Raw genomic sequence first — 19,636 nt, forward strand, 5'->3', positions numbered from 1 at the left:
CCCTTCGGGGCCTGTCTATACTGCCGACAGGCCCTGAATGGAGGCATCCCATGAGCCAGCCCCGCCAACTGGACAACCCGCTCTACCGCCTGCTGCGCGACGAGAAGGTTGCCGACTTCAACAAGCAGAAACCCAAGGACGGCCCCGTCGACCTGCGCGGCGCCGATCTGCGCGGTCTCGACCTGCGTCTGCTGGAAGCCAGCCGCATCGATTTCACCGACGCCTATTTCCGTGGCGCCGACCTGCGCGGCCTGGACCTGCGCGAGGCCAACCTGGAAGGCGCCAGCATCGCTCACGCGCAGATCTCCGGCGCCTACTTCCCGGCCCAGCTGTGCGCCGACGAGATTCTCCTGTCCATGCAGTTCGGCACCCGCATGCGCTATCGCCCCCTCTGACGCCGAGGCTCCATGAGCGAGATCACCCGCCTGTTCGGCAATCGTGCCGACGCTTATGCCAGCTTCCGCCCGCAATATCCCGACAGCCTGTTCACCTGGCTGGCCGCCAACAGCCCCGGCCAGGAGCGCGCGCTGGACATCGCCTGCGGCAACGGCCAGGCCAGCCGCCCGCTGCTGCAACACTTCAACCAGGTGCTGGCCTGCGACGGCAGCCCCGAGCAACTACGCGCCGCCCCCGACCTGCAAGGCGTCGACTGCTTCGCCGCGGACGCCAGCGCCCAGCCGCTGGCCGATGCCAGCCTCGATCTGATCGTAGTGGCCCAAGCCCTGCACTGGTTCGCCACGCCGGCATTCTTCGCCGAGACCCGCCGCCTGCTCAGGCCGGACGGGCTGTTCTGCGCCTGGTGCTATAGCCTGCTGCGCATCGACGCTGCGCTGGACGCGGTGCTCGACGACTTCTACTGGAACACCCTGGGCGGCTACTGGCCCAGCGGCCGCGCCAGCGTCGATGCCGGCTACCGCGATATCCAGCCGCCCTTCACGCGCATCCAGGTGCCGGCCTTCGCCATCGAGCTGGAGTGGGATCTGCAGCAGCTGCTGGGCTACCTCGGCACCTGGTCAGCCGTGCAGAAGCTGGAGCAGGCCAGCGGCCGCGATCCCCTGCCGGAACTGTTGCCCAGGCTGCGCCAGGCCTGGGGCGACGGGCAGCAAAAGCGTTTTGTGCGTTGGCCGCTACACTTTCTCGCAGGCCTCCCGACCCGGCCTCATTCGTGACTGCGCAAGAGAGGCAAGGAGGCGCTATGAACGATGAATTGCAACACCTGAAGAACCTGGGCAAGACCTCGGCACAGTGGCTGCACGCGGTAGGCATTCACAGCGCCAACGACCTGCGCCGCCTGGGCGCCGTGGACGCCTACCGGGCGGTACGCGCCCGTGGTTTCCGCGCCTCCAAGGTCCTGCTCTATGCGATCGAAGGCGCCTTGCTCGACGTCCACTGGAACGACTTGCCCCCCGGGCTCAAGGCCAGACTCAATGGCCAGCTGGACGAACCTGGGGCAAGCAACAAGAGCTAGCTCACAACCTCCGAGCGGCGGGATTTACCTGTACCACGTCGCCACCTATTGTTGCGGACACCCGCGTGCCTTATCGTCAGCGCAGCCAGTTCAAGGAATTACCTTTATGTACCTACTCGGGGAGCAACCGGCCTACGCCGACCAGCTGATCCAACGCCTGCAGAGCATTCCCACGCAGTTGCTCGACGGGCTGCAGCCCAGCGGTGCCTCCCTGCGCCTGGAACAGGTCGATGACCTGGCCAAGATCCTGCCCGGCAACCAGCTGTACATCATCGAGAACGGCCTGCTGCACGCCCAGGTCGATGAGCGCCCGCTGTTCTATCTGCAGGAAGGCGATCTGGTCGGCCTGCGTCAGGGCATCGACCTGCCCAGCTGCCGTTACAGCAGCGAAGAGCAGCTGAGCCTGGTGCCCTATGCGCGCAACGAGGTGTTCAAGCACATCTACGGTAGTGAGCAGCGCCAGGAGCTGTTCATCCAGTACCTGATCGGCCACACCGCCCTGCTCTCCGACGCCCTGGCGCGCCTCAAGCAGCCGGAAATCCGCCCGGCCACCGGCTTCCAGCACTTCGCCGCCGGCGAGGAGCTTATCCACCAAGGCGATGACGCCGACCACGTGTTTGTGATCATCGAAGGCCACGCCGAGGCCCATGTCGACGGGCAGAAGGTCGGCGACGTGCAGAAGGACGAGATCTTCGGCGCCATGGCCGTATTCACCCGCGAGAAGCGCAGCGCCACGGTAATCGCCAGCGAGCCCTGCACCGTGATGGTGATCCCCAAGGATCAGTTCCTCAGCCTGATGCAGAGCAACCCGCGCATCGCCCACAGCCTGATCGAGAGCATGGCGCGACGCATCGACCTGCTGAACAAGGAAGTCACCCAGCTGCGTACCCAACTGCAGCCCACCTGAATCCTGCACTGACGCACCAGAACCCCGGCCCAGGCCGGGGTTTGTTTTTCCGAGCTTTTGCCAACCAGTCGAAAATAATTCTCATCCGAGCGTTGACTGCAAAATGAGAATTGTTATTATTACCGCAACTGGTCGCGAGATCAGCCGATAAGCTCAAGAGACCACGCAGTCGGACTCTTCAGATTATCTCCTCATCAGGCTAATCACGGTTATTGACCCGGCACTTTGCCGGGTCTTTTTTTTGCCTGCGATTTGCGCGCGTGCCAGCATGGAGAGGACTTCCGCCAGCGGAACATACACATGGACCAGGCCACCGCGCACCACCTGCAGTCACTGCACCAGCAGGGCTTCGCGCTGCTGCGCGGCGTGCTGGATAGCGGCCAGATCGCCGAACTGCGTGCCGCCACCGACGCCTTGCAGCCGCAGCACTGGGACTACACCGGCCTGGTCGATCACTACAAATGCGTGTTCAACCGCGACCCGCTGTGGCTGCCCTATCTGGACCTGCCGGGCGTGATCGAGCTGGCGGAGGCCGCGCTCGGTGCCGACTGCCATGTGATCGGCCAGACCGCATGGCGCTGTCATCCCGGCTTCATCGGCGCCGAGCTGCATCTCGACTACCTGGCGATGCAGCTGCCGAGCAGCCTGCTGGACGATCCGACCTTCGAGCTGCCGATGCAGATCTGCACAGCGCAGCTGTACCTGAGCGATATCGACGAGGACCTGTGCCCGACCCTGGTGATTCCCGGCAGCCACCGCGCCGGTCGGCCGCCGGCAGAGGGCGAGCAGGATTGGCGCGGTCACGAACCACAACCGGTGCTGTGTCGCGCCGGCGACGTGCTGTTCCTGCGCAGCGAGCTGTGGCACGCCGGCAGCCGCAACCGCACCGCCGAACGCAGCCGCTACCTGCTGCAGGTGCATTACGGCCGGCGCATGGTGGCGCAGAAGTTCTCGCCCTATCTGCAGTGGCGCTTCAATCCGCAGGTGCTGGCCGCCTGTACGCCGCGCCAGCTCAGGCTGCTGGGCGACCATGCAGAGGCGGAGTATGACTGAGCGGCTTACCAGCCCACGCCCAGGCCGATCATGTAGCGGCGCTCGTTGGTGTCGCCATGCTCGCTGGCGACCTTGTCCCATTCGGCCTTGAGGCTCAGCGCCGCCCAGCTGTTGAGCTTGTAGCGCACACCGGCCTCGGTATCGATGACGTAGTCGATCTCGTCGGTGAAGGGCGCGCCCAGTTCGCCCTGGGTGTACAGCTCGAGATTCTTGCCGTGCAGGTAGCGCTTGTAGTCCCACTCCATGGCGGCGGAGTTGAAGTGCTCGCTGCTGCCGTCGGCGAACACGTAGTCGTTGCGATTGAATAGGCCAGCAATGGAGAAGGCGCCCAGTTCGTTGTCCCAGAACTGGTAGCCGGGGCCGGTACCGATGGTGCGCTGGGTCTCCAGGTCCTCGATGCGGTCGTGGCTGTACTTCAGCTGGCCCTGCCAGAAGAACTTCTGGGTGAGGAAGCGATCGAGGTCGTACTCCAGCTCGACCCGGTCGGTCTTGCGCTCGTCGTCCTTGGTCTCGTGGTCGTACTCGGCGGCGATGCCGTGACGCCAGGCGCCGTGGCGCGCCTTGGTATCGAGGTCGATGTCATAGTCCTTGATGTCGTTCTCGGCCTGCTTGTAGTCGGCGGAGAAATCCAGCGTGCCATCCCAGGTCAGGTCCTGCACCAGCGGCTTGGGCGGCAGCATCTGGCTGATCGACGCCAGCTCCACCACGCGCGGCGCCGTGCCGTTGACCAGCTCGACCTGGCCCTGCCCGGCCGGCTTGAGCGACTTGGCATGCTCGCCGACGAAATCGTTCTGCTTCACCAGCAGCGCGTGGTCGCTTTCCAGAGTGGCGATCTTCTTCACATCCAGGGTGATGCTGCCGGCGTACTCCGTCTGCAGCAGCAGCTTGCCGCTATCGAACAGCCGGATGGTACCGGTGAGTTTGTCGCCGTTCTTCAGCCAGACGGTGTCGGCGAGCAGCGAGGTGGGAACGGCGGCGAGCGCCAGGCAGAGCAGGGAGCGGGACGGCTTCATGGGCATCGACAACAGGCTGGTCCTGGAAAAAGGCGCGCATTATCCGGATGCACACCGCGTGAGCAAGCACAGACCGGCGAATGACAGCCTAAGTTCAGCCGATTCGCTTACCAACCGACCCCGAGACCGATCAGGTAATGCCGGTCGGACACCGTGGTGCCCAGCCCGCGCAGCTGGTTCAGCTCGTACAGCAGCGACAGCCGCGCCCAGTCGTTGAGGCGATAGCGCAGCCCCGCCTCGCCATCGAACACATAGTCGATCTCGTCGATCTGCGGCACCTGCAACTCGGCCGTGCTGTAGAACTCCAGGCGCGAGCCCCACAGCAGGCGCTTGTAGTCCCACTCCATGGACCAGGTGTCGAAAGACAAATCGCCATAGGGCGAGTCCAGGCGCACCCGATTGACCTGACCGACCAGGTCGAGACGGCCCAGCTCGTTGTCCCAGAAGCGATAACCCGGCCCGGTGCCGAGGATGCGCTGGCGGGTGATACCTTCGAACTGGTCCTCCTGCTGCTCGTAGCCGCTGCGCCAGAACCAGTGATCGGTGAAGAAGCGGTCGAGGTCGTACTCCAGCTCCCAGTTGTCCTCGGTCTTCTCGCCGTTCTCCGTCTCGTTCTCCAGCTCACCACGCAACACGTGGCGCCAGCGCCCGTGCTCGACGCGGGTATCGCCCTTGAGCTTCCACTCGTCGGTGCGATCCTCGTTGCGCTCCATGTCCAGCTTGGCGTCCAGGTTGCCCTCCCAGACCCGATCCTTGAGCAGCGGACGCGGCGGCACCAACCGAGTGATGCTGGCCAGCGCCACCGTTTCGCTACGGCCATTGACCACCTGCACCTTGCCCTTGTCGGCCGCCTTGAGCTGATGCCCGATCTCGCTGTCCAGGCCCTCGCGGCGCAGCATCAGGGGTTTGTCCGAGGCCAGGGTGTCGATATCCTTCCAGTCGATCAGCACGCGGCCGGCATACTTGGTCTTCAGCACCAGCTTGCCGCCATCGAGCAACAGGATTTCGCCACTCAGGCGGTCGCCGTTGTTCAACCACACGGTATCCGCGGCGACAGGCCAAGCCAGGCTCAGCAACAGACAGGACAGCAGGACGCGCGACATGGCCAGACCACCGAAGAAGGAACGAGGCGACAAGGCAGAACATGCCCCAGCCCTGGAGCCCACGGCAAGTGCCGAAGGACGCCGCGCGGCGCTGTATCTGGTGATGGCGCAGATTCCCGAGGGCAAGGTGATCAGCTATGGCGAGCTGGCCGCCATTGCCGGCCTCGGCCGCGCCGCGCGCTGGGTCGGCCGCACCCTCAGCCAGTTGCCCCAGGACACCCGCCTGCCCTGGCATCGCGTGCTCGGCGCCGGCGGCCGTCTCAGCCTGGCGGCCGGCACACCTTCCGGCGAGGAACAGCGCGCACGCCTGCGCGCCGAGGGTCTGACCCTTCGCAACGATCGCGTCGACATGCGCCGCCACGGCTGGCGCCCGATGGAGGCGAACGGTTAGAGTGCGCCCTTTGCCCGAGCCCTCGTCCGAACACGCCCATGCCCCGTAGAACCTGGCGCGCCGCCCTCGCCACCTATGCCCATCCGGCCACCCTGGCCCTGCTGCTGCTGGGCTTCGCCGCCGGCCTGCCGTACATGCTGGTGTTCTCCACCCTCTCGGTGTGGCTGCGCGAGGCAGGGGTGACCCACCAGACCATCGGCTACGCCAGCCTGATCGGCCTGGCCTACGCCTTCAAGTGGGTGTGGGCACCGATGCTCGACCAGTGGCGCCTGCCGCTGCTCAGCCGCCTCGGCCGGCGCCGCTCCTGGCTGGTGCTGTCCCAGGGCCTGGTGGCCTTCGGCCTGATCGGCATGGCCCTGTGCGATCCGCAGCAGCACCTGTCCTGGCTGATCGGCGTGGCCGTGGTGGTGGCCTTCGCCTCCGCCACCCAGGACATCGCGGTAGACGCCTACCGCCTGGAGATCGTCGACGACACCCGCCAGGCCGCCCTGGCCGCCAGCTACATGGCCGGCTACCGGGTCGCCGCCCTGCTGGCCACCGCCGGCGCCCTGTACTTCGCCGGCTGGTTCGGCAACCCGGGCGCCGGCTACCAGCACGGAGCCTGGGCCAGTACCTACCTGCTGTTCGCCATGCTGATGCTGCCGGGGGTGATCACCACCCTGTGGATGCGCGAACCGCCGGTGCCGCTGCAGACGCAGATGGCAGCGGCGCGCTACGGCCTGTATCGCCAACTGGCCTCGGTGCTGGTGCTGATCGTGCTGCTGGTGTCGGTGCCGGCCATGTTCACCCAGTTCTTCCGCAGCGACATCCTCCTGCTGTTCAGCGACGAGATCGGCCTCGGCGAACTGCTGCGCGAGGACCGCGCCACCCTGCGCTTCCTGCTCTACACCATTCTCACCGCCGTGTGCCTGTCGCGCATGGGCCGCCGCGGCCTGGCGCCGGTGCTGACGCCGGTCAACGACTTCATCCTGCGCTACCGCTGGCAGGCCCTGCTGCTGCTCGGCCTGATCGCCACCTATCGCATGTCCGATACGGTGATGGGCGTGATGGCCAACGTCTTCTACATCGACATGGGCTTCGCCAAGAGCCAGATCGCCAGTGTCAGCAAGCTGTTCGGCCTGATCATGACCCTGCTCGGCGCGGCCCTCGGCGGCCTGCTGATCGTGCGCTTCGGCATCCTGCCGATCCTGCTGCTGGGCGGCGCGGCCTCGGCCGGCACCAACCTGCTGTTCGCCACGCTTTCCGGCCTCGGTGTGATAACGGACCCGACCAGCTATGGCCAGCAGACGGTCGGGCACCTGTTGCAGGTATTGGACCCGCACATGCTGATGCTGGTGCTCACCATCGCCCTCGACAACCTCAGCTCGGGCCTGGCCACGGCGGCCTTCGTCGCCTACCTGTCGAGCCTGACCAACCTGAAGTTCTCCGCCACCCAGTACGCCCTGCTCAGCTCGATCATGCTGCTGCTGCCGCGCCTGGTCGGCGGCTACTCGGGAGTGATGGTGGAGAAGGCCGGCTACGCCCAGTTCTTCCTCGCCACCGCGCTACTGGGCATTCCCACCCTGCTGCTGATCATCCTGCAGTGGCGCCAGCAGGGCAGCCAGCCGCTGCCCGCGCCGAGCACGCCGGCGCCGCGCAGCGAACCCTGATCAGGCCGGCGTAGCGGCCTTGATGGTCCGCGCCAGCAGTCCCGGCACGGCGATATCCACGCCGACCTGGCGCAGGCGGTCGCGGATTTCCTCGTTGAACCTGAAGGTCACCGGCCAGTAGTCCGAGTTGGCCGTCCACACCCGCAGCGACAGGGTGATGGCGGTCTCGCCGAGGCCCGCGACTACCACTGCTGGCGCCGGGTCCTTGAGCACACGCGGGTCTTGCGCCATCTCGCGCAGCACCTGCTGGGCCTGCTGCAGGTCGCTGTCGTAGTCGACCTTGACGTCGAACACTATCTGCCGGGTGGCCTGGCGCGAGGTGTTGACGATGGCGCCGTTGGACAGCGCGCCGTTGGGCAGGATCACCGTGCGGTTGTCGCCGGTGCGCAGCACGGTGTGGAAGATCTGGATGCTGTCCACGGTGCCGGACTGGCCCTGGGCCTCGATCCAATCGCCGATGCGGAATGGGCGGAACAACAGGATCAGCACGCCGCCGGCGAAGTTGGCCAGGCTGCCCTGCAGGGCCAGGCCGATGGCCAGACCGGCGGCACCGATGGCGGCGATGAAGGAGGCGGTGGAGATGCCGATCATGGTGGCCACGCTGACCATCAGCAGCACCTTGAGCAGGATATTGGCCAGGCTGCCGATGAAGCCGGTCAGTGCCCGGTCCACCTTGCGCCCCTCCATCAGCAGCTGCAGGCGCCCGGTCACACGGTTGATCAGCCACCAGCCGAGCACCAGGGTGACCAGTGCCAGGGTCAGCTTGCCGCTGTACTCCAGCACCACCGGCAGCCAGGCCTGGGACAGCCGTACCAGTTCGTCGTATGAGAATTGCATCAGCGCACTCCTGTTCGGACGGCAGAAACGACACCGCCATGGCTGGCCATGGCGGTGAGGGGTGTACTGCTTGGGACGTGCGCGCGGCGCCGGAGGTTCCCGGCAGATCAGTCGCGGAAGTTGTTGTACTGCAGCGGCATGCCGAATTCCTTGGCGCGCAGGGCAGCAATCGCCTCCTGCAGGTCGTCGCGCTTCTTGCCGGTGATGCGCACCTGCTCGCCCTGGATGGCGGCCTGGACCTTGAGCTTGCTGTCCTTGATATGGGCGACGATCTTCTTCGCCAGCTCCTTGTCGATGCCTTCGCGGAAGGTCACCTCCTGCTTCATCACCTTGCCCGATGCATAGGCATCCTTGGCCTCCATGCACTGGCAGTCGATCTTGCGCTTGATCAGGCTGGCGCGCACGATATCGAGGACCTGCTCGAGCATGAACTCGGCCTCGGCGGTCAGTGTGATGGTCTTGTCCTTGCTCTCGATGCTGCACTTGCCGCGCAGATCGAAGCGGCGGTCGAGTTCCTTGACGGCGTTGTCGATCGCGTTGGTGAGTTCGTGCTTGTCCAGTTCCGACACCACGTCGAACGAAGGCATGGGCTTGCTCCTGATGGACGGCGCGATCCCCCTCACGGACTGAGCGCGCCTGACTTGACGATAAAATTGGCGCGCCCATTATAACCAGTCTGATCCACGCCGCTCAGCCAACCTGCGGCGGCCACCCTTTCCTTCCAGTGAGCCCCTCAATGCCCAACCCCCATCTCAGCATCCTGGTGGTGGACGACGCCAAGTTTTCCAGCGCCATGATCGGCCGTGCCCTGAGCCAGGCCGGTTACCAGGATGTGCGCTTCGCCAACAGTGCCGCGGAAGCCCTGCGCCTGCTGGAAAAACGTCCCGCCAGTGTGCTGCTGGCCGACTGGCTGATGCCGGAGATGGACGGCCTCGAGCTGACCGGACGGGTGCGCCAGCTGGACGAGACCGCCGAGCACTACACCTACGTCATCCTGCTCACCGGGAAGGAAGGCGAGAACGTGCTGGTGGAAGCCTTCGACCGCGGCGTCGACGACTTCATCAGCAAGGCGGCGATGAACGAACAGCTGGTGCCGCGCGTGTATGCCGCCGACCGCCTGTGCAACACCCTGCAGCGCCTGCTCAATGAAAACCGCATGCTGACCCAGAACATCTCCAGCCTGGAGCAGCGCAACCTGGTCGACTCGCTGACCGGCCTGGGCAATCCGCGCTACCTGCAGCAGAAGCTCAACGACTGCCTGCGTCAGGTCGAGTCCCGCGGCGGCGCCCTGTGCTACCTGCTGATCGGCCTGCAGGAAGGCGAAGCCCTGCGCCGTCAGTACGGCAACGGCTTCTGGAACGAAGTGCTGCACGGTGTGGCGCGGCGCCTGCAGCAGCTGGTGCGCCCGCTGGACGTGCTGACCCGGGTGGATGACACCCACTTCGGCATGATCGCCATGCTCGACGACCTGCACGAATGCTCGCCGAGCAGCTTCAAGCGCCTGCACGAAGGCCTCAACCTCAAGGCGTTCAAGACCAGCGAAGGCTTCATCAGTCTCAAGGCCGGCATCTCCCTGGTCGGCCTGGACGCCAAGTCGCTGCCCGTCGAACCGCACTACCTGTTCGCCGAGGCCAGCCGCGTGCTGCCGGAGTCCTACGCCAGCGGCCGGGTCAGCGCACTGCGCCTGCCGCTGCCGCAGTGAGCTGGCACGTACTCGGCGCCGGCAGCCTGGGTGGCCTGTGGGCCGCTCGCCTGGCCCGTGCCGGGGTGCCGGTAAAACTGATCCTGCGCGACCAGGCCAGCCTGACCCGCTACCGCGCCGCCGGCGGCCTGACCCTGGTGGAAGATGGCCAGGCCAACCTGCACCCCATCGCCGCCGAAACGCCGAACCACGGCGCGCCGATCCGCCGCCTGCTGGTGGCCTGTAAGGCCTATGACGCCGAGGAGGCCACCGCCGCCCTGGCGCCACGCCTGGCGCCGGGCGCCGAAATCATCCTGCTGCAGAACGGCCTGGGCAGCCAGGAGGCGGTAGCCGCGCGCCTGCCACGAGCGCGCTGCGTGTTCGCCTCCAGCACCGAGGGCGCCTTCCGCGAGGGCGATTTTCGCGTGGTCTATGCCGGCCGCGGCCATACCTGGCTGGGCGTGCAGGGCGAGCGGCGGACCCCGGAGTGGCTGGACGACCTGCACACCGCCGCCATCCCCCACCAGTGGACCCACGACATCCTCGCCAAGCTGTGGCGCAAGCTGGCGCTGAACTGCGCGATCAATCCGCTGACCGTGCTGCACGACTGCCGCAACGGCGGCCTGCGTGACTGGCCGCAGGAAGTGGCCGGGCTGTGCACCGAGCTGGCCGAGCTGCTGCGCCAGGCCGGCCAGCCAGACGCCGCCGAGGACCTGCACGCCGAGGTCTTGCGGGTCATCGACGGCACCGCGGCCAACTATTCCTCGATGTACCAGGACGTGGCCCAGGGCCGGCGCACCGAGATTGCCTACCTGCTGGGCCATGCCTGCACCCAGGCCGAGCGCCTGCAACTGAAGCTGCCGCACCTGGACGATCTGCTGCAGCGCCTGCGCGAGCACCTCACCGCCCGCGGATTGCCCGTGACCTGAACGAGCGTTACCCTGCCCCTCCAGCCTCAATGGAAGCCGCGCCCTTGACCCGTCTGCGCCAGCGCCTCGACAACCTGCCGGTCGGCCGCAAGCTGCTCTTCGCGCTGCTGATCCTGCTGGCCGCGGTCATGCTGGTGGCCAACCTGGCGTTCATCAGCGCGGCCTACTGGATCTCCCAGGAGAGCGTCGCGCCCCAGGCCTTGCAGACCATCGGCAAACTGATCGCCACTCCCGAGCTGAGCCGGCACGCCCTGGCGACGCCCGAGGCCGCGCAGAAGCTGCTGGAGCGCCTGGAGAACTACACCCCGCTGCGCGCCGCCGCCCTGTACAACGGCACCGGCGTGCGCCTGGCCGAACTGCAGTTAGGCGATGCGCTGCAGCTGCCGTCGCGCAGCGACGAACTGGAGCACTGGCGCCTACGCGAATTCCGCTCCACCCAGGTGATTCCCCTGCCGCAAGCGGGCCAGCCGCCCGGCTACCTGCTGCTGGTGGCGTCCAGTGAGCTGCCCGGGGCCTTCTACACCGGCACCCTGACCGCCAGCCTGGCGATCCTCGCCATCAGCGTGGTGCTCTGGGCGCTGATCGCCCGCCAGGTGCGCAGGCTGATCACCCGGCCGATCCGCCGCCTGGAGGAGCTGTCGCGCCAGGTCACCCGCGAGGAGAACTACTCGCTGCGCGCCGCCCGCGGCAACCGCGACGAGATCGGCAGCCTGGCCGATGCCTTTAACACCATGCTCGGCCGCATCGAGGCCCGCGAGCAGCAGCTCAAGCGCGCCCGCGACGACGCCGAGAGCGCCTTCAGCCAGGCCCAGAGCCTGGCCGAGGAGACCCGCCACTCCAACCGCAAGCTGGAGCTGGAAGTGCAGGTGCGCAGCAAGATCGAGAAGAAGCTCACCGGCTTCCAGAACTACCTGAACAACATCATCGACTCCATGCCCTCGGCGTTGATCGCCCTCGACGACCAGCTCTACGTCACCCAGTGGAACCAGGAGGCCAGCGCTCTCTCCGGCACGCCGCTGGACGAGGCGCTGAACCAGCCGGTGTTCCTCGCCTTCCCGCCGCTCAAGCCGTTCCTCGCCCAGCTCAAGCGCACCGCCGAACAGCACAAGGTGGAGAAGATCGAACGGGTCACCTGGCGCAAGGACGAGGACGCCCACCACTACGCGCTGACCTTCTATCCGTTGATGGGAGCCGGCGGCCGTGGCGTGGTGATCCGTATCGACGACATCACCCAGCGCCTGTCGCTGGAGGAGATGATGGTGCAGTCGGAGAAGATGCTCTCGGTGGGTGGCCTGGCCGCCGGCATGGCCCACGAGATCAACAACCCGCTGGGCGCCATCCTGCACAACGTGCAGAACATCCGCCGACGCCTGTCGCCGGAACTGGCGAAGAACCAGGATCTGGCCGTGGAAGCGGGCATCGCCCTGGATGACGTCAACGCCTACCTGCACAGCCGCGAGATTCCCCAGCTGCTCGACGGCATCGCCCAGGCCGGCTCGCGGGCGGCCAAGATCGTCAGCCACATGCTCGCCTTCAGCCGCCGCAGCAACCGCCAGCTGGCGCCCTGCCAGCTGCCGGTGCTGATCGATCAGGCGCTGGAGATCGCCGGCAACGACTTCGACCTGACCGAGAGCTTCGACTTCCGCGGCATCGCCATCGACCGCGACTTCGACCCCAACCTGGGCCCGGTGCCGGCCACCGCCAACGAGATGGAACAGGTACTGCTCAACCTGCTGAAGAACGCCGCCCAGGCCATCCACCTGCGCGACGACGAGGACGAGCCGGGACGCATCGTCCTGCGCACCCGCCTCAATCCGCCGTGGGCGGAGATTCAGGTGGAAGACAACGGCATCGGCATGCCCGAGCTGGTGCGCAAGCGCATCTTCGAGCCGTTCTTCACCACCAAGGAAGTTGGCCAGGGCACCGGCTTGGGCCTGTCCGTGTCCTATTTCATCGTCACCAACAACCACAAGGGGCAGCTGGAAGTGCAATCCACCCAGGGCCAGGGCACCTGCTTCACCCTGCGCCTGCCGCTGGCCGCCCCCACCGAAAGCACGAGCGTCTGATGGGCCATCGACTGAGCAAGATTTACACGAAGACCGGCGACAAGGGCGAGACCGGCCTGGCCGATGGCCGCCGCGTGGCCAAGGATCACCCGCGGGTGGAGGCCATGGGCGAGCTGGATACGCTGAACAGCCAGCTCGGCCTGCTGCTGGCGGACCTGGCCGAACAGCGAGCCGGATGCGCCGGGCTGGAGGAGATCATCGCGGTCCTGGCGCCCTGCCAGCACCGTCTGTTCGATCTCGGCGGCGAGCTGGCGATGCCGGACTATCAGGCCCTGCAGGAAAACGAGGTGGCGCGCCTGGAAGCCGCCATCGATCGCTGGAACGAGGAGCTCGGCCCGCTGCAGAACTTCATCCTGCCGGGCGGCTCGCGCCTGGTGGCCCAGGCCCATGTCTGCCGCAGCCTGGCGCGCGGTGCCGAGCGGCGCTGCCAGCAGCTCAACGCCGAAGAGCCGCTACGCCCGGTAGGCATGGCCTACGTCAACCGACTGTCCGACCTGCTGTTCGTCGCCGCCCGGCTGATCGCCCGCCGCCAGGGCATCGACGAGGTGCTGTGGCAGGCGGCGGAGAAACCGCAACAAGGCTGAAGGGTGGCGATGCCCGGGGGCATCGCCGATTTCATTGTGGCCAGAACGCGCGGATACCGGCCACGCCCTGGGCCCCGGCCTGCCAGGCGCGCTGGCGATCCTGCGGGCCGATGCCACCGAGCAGGAAGGCCGGCAGATTGCTGCCGCGCAGCAGCTCGGCGGCGACATCCCAGCCTAGCGGCGTGGCCTCGGGGTGAGTCTGGGTGGCCTGCACCGGTGACAGGGTGACGAAGTCCACGCCCATGCGCGCGGCCAGGGCCAGCTCCTCGGCACTGTGGCAGGAAGCGGCCAGCCAGCGCTGACCGGGAAACGGCCGGCCATTGGGGGCGTACTTGCGCAGCTGCTCGGCGGTCAGGTGCCAGCCGGCGGCGGGGAAATCGCCCAGCCACTCCAGCGGCCCCTTGAGCATCAGCTGCGCCTTGCCGGCGCACAGACCCTGAATATCCACCGCCAGATCGCGGTACTGCGGATCGAACATGTTCGGTGCACGCAGCTGGATCAGCCTGGCGCCGGCGGCCAGGGCGGCGCGCACGCCACGCAGCAGCTCGGCCGGTTCCAGACCCTCCGGGGTGATCAGGTAGGTGTCGGGCAGGCGCGCCGCCGCAACTATGGGCTGGTTGGCGGCGGGGAATTCGTAGTCGAGCAGCTCGCGCTCGGTGGCCCAGGCCAGCGCCTGGCCCTCGGCGCCATGGGGCTCGCCGGTGAAGGCGGAGACTTCCCAGACATCCAGCAGCACCTGCTTGTCCGGGTAGTCGTGATGCACCTGGATCAGCGGCCGGGCGGCGCCGACGCGGATGCCCAGCTCCTCTTCCAGCTCGCGGGCCAGGGCCAGCTCCACCGCCTCGCCCTCCTCCACCTTGCCGCCGGGAAACTCCCACAGGCCGCCCTGGTGCTTGTCCTGCGGACGCTTGGCAAGCAGCACTCGACCATCGGCGCCACGGATCACCGCGGCGGCCACATGAACTCGCTTCAAACCCTGGTCTCCTGCAGCGCGGCCTGGTACCAGCGCTGGAACGCCGGCCATTGATAGACGGTGTCGACGTAGGCGGCGGCCTCGGCCGGCAGCGCCACGCGGTAACTGCGCAGGCGCGCCGCCACCGGGGCGAAGAAGGCATCGGCGATGCTGACGTGGCCGAACAGGAACGGACCGTCCTGACCGAAGCGCTGGCGGCAGTCCGCCCACAGCTTGCACACGCGGTCGATGTCGGCCTGGGCCTCGGCGGGAATCTCGGCCAGGGCCTGGTCGCGCGCCAGGTCCATGGACATGTGGCTGCGCAAGGCCATGAAGCCGCTGTGCATCTCGGCGCACACGCTGCGCGCCAGGGCTCGGGCATATTGGCCGCGCGGCCACAGGTGCGCCTCGGGGAAACGCTCGGCCAGGTATTCGGCGATGGCCAGCGAATCCCACACCGGGCCGTCCTCGGTGTGCAGCACCGGCACCTTGCCGGTCGGCGCATGGGCCAGCAGCTGAGTGCGGCTGTCCGGCCGGTACAGATGCACGAGGATCTCCTCGTAGGGCACGCCGGTCAGGTCCATGGCTAGGGCCGCGCGCAGCGACCAGGAGGAATAGTTCTTGTCGCCGATCACCAGCTTGAGGGACATGTTCGCTCTCCTAGAAAGGTTGTACACGGAGCGTACGCGGCTCGGGCGGCCGCGGACAATTCCGCTTGCGCATGCCCCTATGAGTGCGGGGAATGGCAGAGCGGGCCGGGGCAGAACGCCCCGGTCCGGAGGCGTATCAGGTGCGGTATTCGGCGTTGATCTTCACGTACTCGTGGGACAGATCGGTGGTCCAGATGGTTTCGCTGCAGGCACCGCGGCCCAGCTCGATGCGGATGCCGATCTCCGCGCGGGCCATCACCGCGGCGCCCTGGTCCTCGGTGTAGGCGGCGTCGCGGCCACCCTGGCTGGCGATGCGCACTTCACCCTGGCGCGCGTCGCCGAGGAACACGTCGATCTTGCTCACGTCCAAATTCGGCACGCCGGCATAACCGACGGCGGCGAGGATGCGGCCCCAGTTGGGGTCGGAGGCGAACAGCGCGGTCTTGATCAGCGGCGAGTGGGCCACGGCGTAGGCCACGTCCAGGCACTCCTGGTGATTGCCGCCGCCGTTGACCTGCACGGTCACGAACTTGGTGGCGCCTTCGCCGTCACGGACGATGGCCTGGGCCACTTCCATAAACACTTCCAGCACCGCCTGCTTGAGCTTGGCGAACAGCTCGCCGCTGGCGGAAGTGATTTCCGGCAGAGCGGCCTGACCGGTGGCGATCAGCATGCAGCAGTCGTTGGTCGAGGTGTCGCCGTCGATGGTGATGCGGTTGAACGACTTGTTCGCCGCGTCGCGCACCAGGTCCTGCAGCACGCCGCGGGCGACCTTGGCGTCGGTGGCGATGTAGCCGAGCATGGTGGCCATGTTCGGGCGGATCATGCCGGCGCCCTTGCTGATGCCGGTCACGGTGACGGTCACGCCATCGTGCTGGAACTGGCGGCTGGCGCCCTTGGGCAGGGTGTCGGTGGTCATGATGCCGGTGGCGGCCTCGGCCCAGTGGTTTTCGTCGAGATCGTCCAGGGCGGCCTGCAGGGCGCCCTCGATCTTCGCCACAGGCAGCGGCTCGCCGATCACCCCGGTGGAAAACGGCAGCACCGCCTCCTCGGCAACGCCGGTCAGCGCGGCCAGCGCGGCGCAGGTGCGGCGCGCGTTGGTCAGGCCGTCCGGACCGGTGCCGGCGTTGGCGTTGCCGGTGTTGGTCAGCAGGTAGCGCACATCGCCGGCCACGCGCTCACGGGTGACGATCACCGGGGCGGCGCAGAAGGCGTTGGTGGTGGTCACACCGGCCACTCGCGAGCCTTCGGCGCAACGCATCACCACCACGTCCTTGCGCCCCGGGCGCTTGATGCCGGCGGAGGAAATGCCGAGTTCGAAACCGGGAACCGGGTGCAGTGTGGGCAGGGGACCGAGACCGACGGCCATAGCAGCGCTCCTTACTTGGACAGTGACACAGAAATTGGAAAAACGCCGCGAGCGGCAGAGCCGGTCGCGGCGTTTCTGGTATAGCAGGCTAAGCCGCCAAGAGTCTGTTCACGGCTACGCGAGCTAGAGAAAAACCAGGCGAAAATGGCTGAGGAAGCGGAGTTTACGTGTAGTAAATGAGCATTCCGAAGTCATTTTCAACGCAATTTTTCCGAAGCGCAGCGGGTCGTGGGCAGGCTCTTAGCCGACCTGGCCGTGGCAGTGCTTGTACTTCTTGCCGGAACCGCAGGGGCACGGCTCGTTGCGACCGATCTTCGGATCACTGCGTACCGGCGTGGCTACCGCCAGCTCGCCTTCGGCTTCTTCGCCCTCGGCAGCCGGCATCGCCGATGCCTCGGCATGCTGGAACTGCATGCGCTCGGCCATGGCCTCGGCCTCGCGGCGCAGGCGTGCCTCTTCCTCGACCGGGTCCTCGCGGCGCACCTGGACGTGGGACAGCACGCGGATAGTGTCGCGCTTGATCGAATCGAGCAGGTCCTGGAACAGGGTGAAGGACTCGCGCTTGTACTCCTGCTTGGGGTTCTTCTGCGCGTAGCCGCGCAGATGGATGCCGTGGCGCAGGTGGTCCATGGTGGCCAGGTGGTCCTTCCACAGGTCGTCCAGCACGCGCAGCAGCATCTGCTTCTCGAAGGTGCGCAGGGCCTCGGCGCCGGCCAGCTCCTCCTTCTCGGCGTAGGCGGCCAGCAGCTCGGCGAGGATCTTCTCGCGCAGGGTTTCCTCGTACAGTTTCTCATCGTCATCCAGCCACTGCTGGATCGGCAGACGCACACCGAAGTCGCCGTACAGCGCCATTTCCAGGCCGGTGATATCCCACTGCTCGGGCAGCGACTGCGGCGGAATGTGGTTGTTGATGGTGTTGGCCAGCACTTCCTCGCGGAACTCAATGATGGTCTCGCCGATGTTGTCGGCGGCCAGCAGGCTGTTGCGCATGTGGTAGATCACCTTGCGCTGCTCGTTGGCCACGTCGTCGTATTCGAGCAGCTGTTTACGCATGTCGAAGTTGCGGCCTTCGACCTTGCGCTGGGCCTTCTCGATGGCGTTGGTGACCATGCTGTGCTCGATGGCCTCGCCGGACTGCATGCCCAGGGCCTTCATGAAGTTCTTCACCCGATCGGAGGCGAAGATGCGCATCAGGCTGTCTTCCAGCGACAGGTAGAAGCGGCTGGAGCCCGGGTCACCCTGGCGACCGGCACGGCCGCGCAGCTGGTTGTCGATACGGCGCGATTCGTGGCGCTCGGAGGCGATCACGTGCAGGCCACCGGCCTCGATCACCTGCTGGTGACGCTTCTGCCAGTCGGCCTTGATCTGCGCGACCTGCTCGTCACTCGGCGCTTCCAGGGCGGCCACTTCGGCCTCCCAGTTGCCACCGAGGAGAATGTCGGTACCACGACCGGCCATGTTGGTGGCCAGGGTCACGGCGCCCGGACGACCGGCCTGGGCGATGATCTCGGCTTCCTTCTCGTGGTACTTGGCGTTGAGCACCTTGTGCTCGATGCCGGCCTGCTCGAGCAGCTTGGAGACGTACTCGGAGGTCTCGATCGAGGCGGTACCGACCAGGATCGGCCGGCCCTGGGCCTGGCACTCGCGGATGTCGGTGATGATCGCCTGGTACTTCTCTTCCTGGGTCAGATAGACCAGGTCGTTGTAGTCCTTGCGCGCCACCGGGCGATGGGTGGGGATGACCACCACGTCGAGGCCGTAGATCTGGCGAAACTCGAAGGCCTCGGTGTCGGCGGTGCCGGTCATGCCGGAGAGCTTCTTGTACAGGCGGAAGTAGTTCTGGAAGGTGGTCGAGGCCAGGGTCTGGCTCTCGGCCTGGATGTTCACGCCCTCCTTGGCCTCGATGGCCTGGTGCAAGCCCTCGGAGAGACGGCGGCCCTGCATGGTACGGCCGGTGTGCTCGTCGATCAGGATGACCTGGCCGTTCTGCACTATGTATTCGACGTTGCGGTGGAACAGCTTGTGCGCGCGCAGACCGGCGTAGACGTGGGTCAGCAGGCCGAGGTTGTGTGCGGCATAGAGGCTCTCGTTCTCGGCCAGCAGACCGGCGGCACTGAGCATCTCTTCGACGTACTGGTGGCCGGCCTCGTTGAGCTCGACCTGGCGAGTCTTCTCATCGACCTTGTAGTGGCCTTCCTGGGTGACCACGCCTTCCTCTTCCTCGATGTGCTGCTTGAGGCGCGGGATCAGCTGGTTGATCTGCATGTACAGCTTGGAGCTGTCTTCGGCCTGGCCGGAGATGATCAGCGGGGTACGGGCTTCGTCGATGAGGATGGAGTCGACTTCGTCGATCACGGCGAAGTTGAGTTCGCGCTGGAACTTCTCTTCCAGGGCGAAGGCCATGTTGTCGCGCAGGTAGTCGAAACCGAACTCGTTGTTGGTGCCGTAGGTGATGTCGGCGGCGTAGGCGGCGCGCTTCTCTTCCGGCGGCATGAAGGGAATCACCACGCCGACGGACAGGCCGAGGAATTCGTACAGCGGGCGCATCCAGTTGGCGTCGCGGCGGGCCAGGTAGTCGTTCACCGTGACCACGTGCACGCCCTTGCCGGACAGGGCGTTGAGGTACACCGCCAGGGTGCCCACCAGGGTCTTGCCCTCGCCGGTGCGCATCTCGGCGATCTTGCCCTCGTGCAGGGTCATGCCGCCGATCAGCTGCACGTCGAAGTGACGCATGCCCATTACCCGCTTGCCGGCCTCACGGGCCACGGCGAAGGCTTCGGGAAGAATCTGGTCGAGGCTCTCGCCCTTGGCCACACGCGCCTTGAACTCTTCGGTCTTGGCCTTGAGCTGCTCGTCGGAGAGCGCCAGCATCTGCTCTTCCAGGGCGTTGATCGCGGTCACTGTCTTGAGCATGCGTTTGACTTCACGCTCGTTCTTGCTTCCAAAGAGTTTCTTCAACAGTGGCGCAAACATATCGGCAGATT

Annotated in this window: 19 protein-coding genes; 11 read left to right on the forward strand and 8 right to left on the reverse strand. The window is 66.5% G+C overall.

Features of this window, described 5'->3' with window-relative positions; all coding sequences use genetic code 11:
* Positions 1-50 precede the first annotated feature (50 nt).
* The 5 genes from OH686_RS08015 to OH686_RS08035 all read left to right on the forward strand — a co-directional run bounded on the left by OH686_RS08015 (position 51) and on the right by OH686_RS08035 (position 3,428).
* Positions 51-395, forward strand: coding sequence for a pentapeptide repeat-containing protein (locus OH686_RS08015; RefSeq protein WP_137974877.1), 345 nt, complete (start codon positions 51-53; stop codon positions 393-395).
* Positions 396-407: 12 nt separating this feature from the next.
* Positions 408-1,169, forward strand: coding sequence for a class I SAM-dependent methyltransferase (locus tag OH686_RS08020; protein ID WP_289537594.1), 762 nt, complete (start codon positions 408-410; stop codon positions 1,167-1,169).
* Between the two features lie 26 nt (positions 1,170-1,195).
* A complete protein-coding gene (locus OH686_RS08025; RefSeq protein ID WP_137974879.1) occupies positions 1,196-1,468 on the forward strand; it encodes a TfoX/Sxy family protein in 273 nt (90 codons plus the stop codon).
* Between the two features lie 106 nt (positions 1,469-1,574).
* Positions 1,575-2,375 (forward strand): cyclic nucleotide-binding domain-containing protein, encoded by an 801-nt coding sequence (locus OH686_RS08030; RefSeq protein ID WP_137974880.1) that lies wholly within the window; start codon positions 1,575-1,577, stop codon positions 2,373-2,375.
* A gap of 300 nt (positions 2,376-2,675) precedes the next feature.
* A complete protein-coding gene (locus tag OH686_RS08035) occupies positions 2,676-3,428 on the forward strand; it encodes a phytanoyl-CoA dioxygenase family protein (protein WP_289537597.1) in 753 nt (250 codons plus the stop codon).
* Between the two features lie 5 nt (positions 3,429-3,433).
* Here OH686_RS08035 and OH686_RS08040 read toward each other — a convergent pair whose 3' ends face one another.
* A complete protein-coding gene (locus OH686_RS08040; RefSeq protein ID WP_289537599.1) occupies positions 3,434-4,441 on the reverse strand; it encodes a DUF481 domain-containing protein in 1,008 nt (335 codons plus the stop codon).
* Positions 4,442-4,548: 107 nt separating this feature from the next.
* A complete protein-coding gene (locus OH686_RS08045) occupies positions 4,549-5,544 on the reverse strand; it encodes a DUF481 domain-containing protein (protein WP_289537601.1) in 996 nt (331 codons plus the stop codon).
* Between OH686_RS08045 and OH686_RS08050 the strand changes: the two genes are divergently transcribed.
* Both OH686_RS08050 and OH686_RS08055 read left to right on the forward strand, forming a co-directional pair.
* Positions 5,543-5,935 (forward strand): MGMT family protein, encoded by a 393-nt coding sequence (locus OH686_RS08050; RefSeq protein ID WP_289537603.1) that lies wholly within the window; start codon positions 5,543-5,545, stop codon positions 5,933-5,935. The two genes, OH686_RS08045 and OH686_RS08050, sit on opposite strands and share 2 nt — an antisense overlap.
* Before the next feature lie 38 nt (positions 5,936-5,973).
* On the forward strand, positions 5,974-7,584 hold the full coding sequence (locus OH686_RS08055) for an AmpG family muropeptide MFS transporter (protein WP_289537605.1): 1,611 nt from the start codon (positions 5,974-5,976) through the stop codon (positions 7,582-7,584).
* Here OH686_RS08055 and OH686_RS08060 read toward each other — a convergent pair whose 3' ends face one another.
* Positions 7,585-8,421: a mechanosensitive ion channel family protein gene (locus tag OH686_RS08060; RefSeq protein WP_289537607.1), complete on the reverse strand. Its 837-nt coding sequence runs from the start codon at positions 8,419-8,421 to the stop codon at positions 7,585-7,587.
* Between the two features lie 107 nt (positions 8,422-8,528).
* On the reverse strand, positions 8,529-9,008 hold the full coding sequence (locus OH686_RS08065) for a YajQ family cyclic di-GMP-binding protein (RefSeq protein ID WP_289537609.1): 480 nt from the start codon (positions 9,006-9,008) through the stop codon (positions 8,529-8,531).
* 149 nt (positions 9,009-9,157) lie between these two features.
* On the opposite strand from OH686_RS08065, the gene OH686_RS08070 reads away from it, so the two are divergent.
* From OH686_RS08070 to OH686_RS08085, 4 genes are read left to right on the forward strand one after another with little or no spacing between them, the layout of a single operon-like run.
* Positions 9,158-10,123, forward strand: a complete 966-nt coding sequence (locus OH686_RS08070; RefSeq protein ID WP_137974888.1) for a GGDEF domain-containing response regulator — start codon at positions 9,158-9,160, stop codon at positions 10,121-10,123.
* Complete coding sequence (locus OH686_RS08075) at positions 10,120-11,031, forward strand: putative 2-dehydropantoate 2-reductase (protein ID WP_289537611.1); 912 nt, start codon at positions 10,120-10,122, stop codon at positions 11,029-11,031. The genes OH686_RS08070 and OH686_RS08075 overlap by 4 nt, the downstream gene beginning before the upstream one ends.
* Positions 11,032-11,075: 44 nt before the next feature.
* On the forward strand, positions 11,076-13,097 hold the full coding sequence (locus OH686_RS08080; RefSeq protein WP_502942781.1) for a sensor histidine kinase: 2,022 nt from the start codon (positions 11,076-11,078) through the stop codon (positions 13,095-13,097).
* Positions 13,097-13,681 carry a cob(I)yrinic acid a,c-diamide adenosyltransferase gene (locus OH686_RS08085; protein WP_289537613.1) on the forward strand — a complete coding sequence of 195 codons (585 nt, stop codon included), beginning with the start codon at positions 13,097-13,099 and terminating at the stop codon, positions 13,679-13,681. Before OH686_RS08080 ends, OH686_RS08085 begins: the two co-directional genes overlap by 1 nt.
* 31 nt (positions 13,682-13,712) lie before the next feature.
* On the opposite strand, the gene OH686_RS08090 is transcribed toward OH686_RS08085, so the two are convergent.
* The 4 genes from OH686_RS08090 to secA all read right to left on the reverse strand — a co-directional run bounded on the left by OH686_RS08090 (position 13,713) and on the right by secA (position 19,625).
* The gene (locus tag OH686_RS08090; protein WP_289537615.1) at positions 13,713-14,654 is read right to left on the reverse strand and encodes a Nudix family hydrolase; all 942 of its coding nucleotides are present in this window, start codon (positions 14,652-14,654) and stop codon (positions 13,713-13,715) included.
* Positions 14,651-15,283, reverse strand: a complete 633-nt coding sequence (locus OH686_RS08095; RefSeq protein ID WP_289537617.1) for a glutathione S-transferase family protein — start codon at positions 15,281-15,283, stop codon at positions 14,651-14,653. Before OH686_RS08095 ends, OH686_RS08090 begins: the two co-directional genes overlap by 4 nt.
* A 136-nt stretch (positions 15,284-15,419) precedes the next feature.
* Positions 15,420-16,652, reverse strand: coding sequence for a bifunctional glutamate N-acetyltransferase/amino-acid acetyltransferase ArgJ (argJ, locus tag OH686_RS08100; protein ID WP_289537619.1), 1,233 nt, complete (start codon positions 16,650-16,652; stop codon positions 15,420-15,422).
* Between the two features lie 240 nt (positions 16,653-16,892).
* On the reverse strand, positions 16,893-19,625 hold the full coding sequence (gene secA, locus OH686_RS08105) for a preprotein translocase subunit SecA (RefSeq protein ID WP_289537621.1): 2,733 nt from the start codon (positions 19,623-19,625) through the stop codon (positions 16,893-16,895).
* Positions 19,626-19,636: the final 11 nt, after the last annotated feature.

This window comes from Pseudomonas sp. SO81 (assembly GCF_030374125.1).
GTDB lineage: Bacteria > Pseudomonadota > Gammaproteobacteria > Pseudomonadales > Pseudomonadaceae > Aquipseudomonas.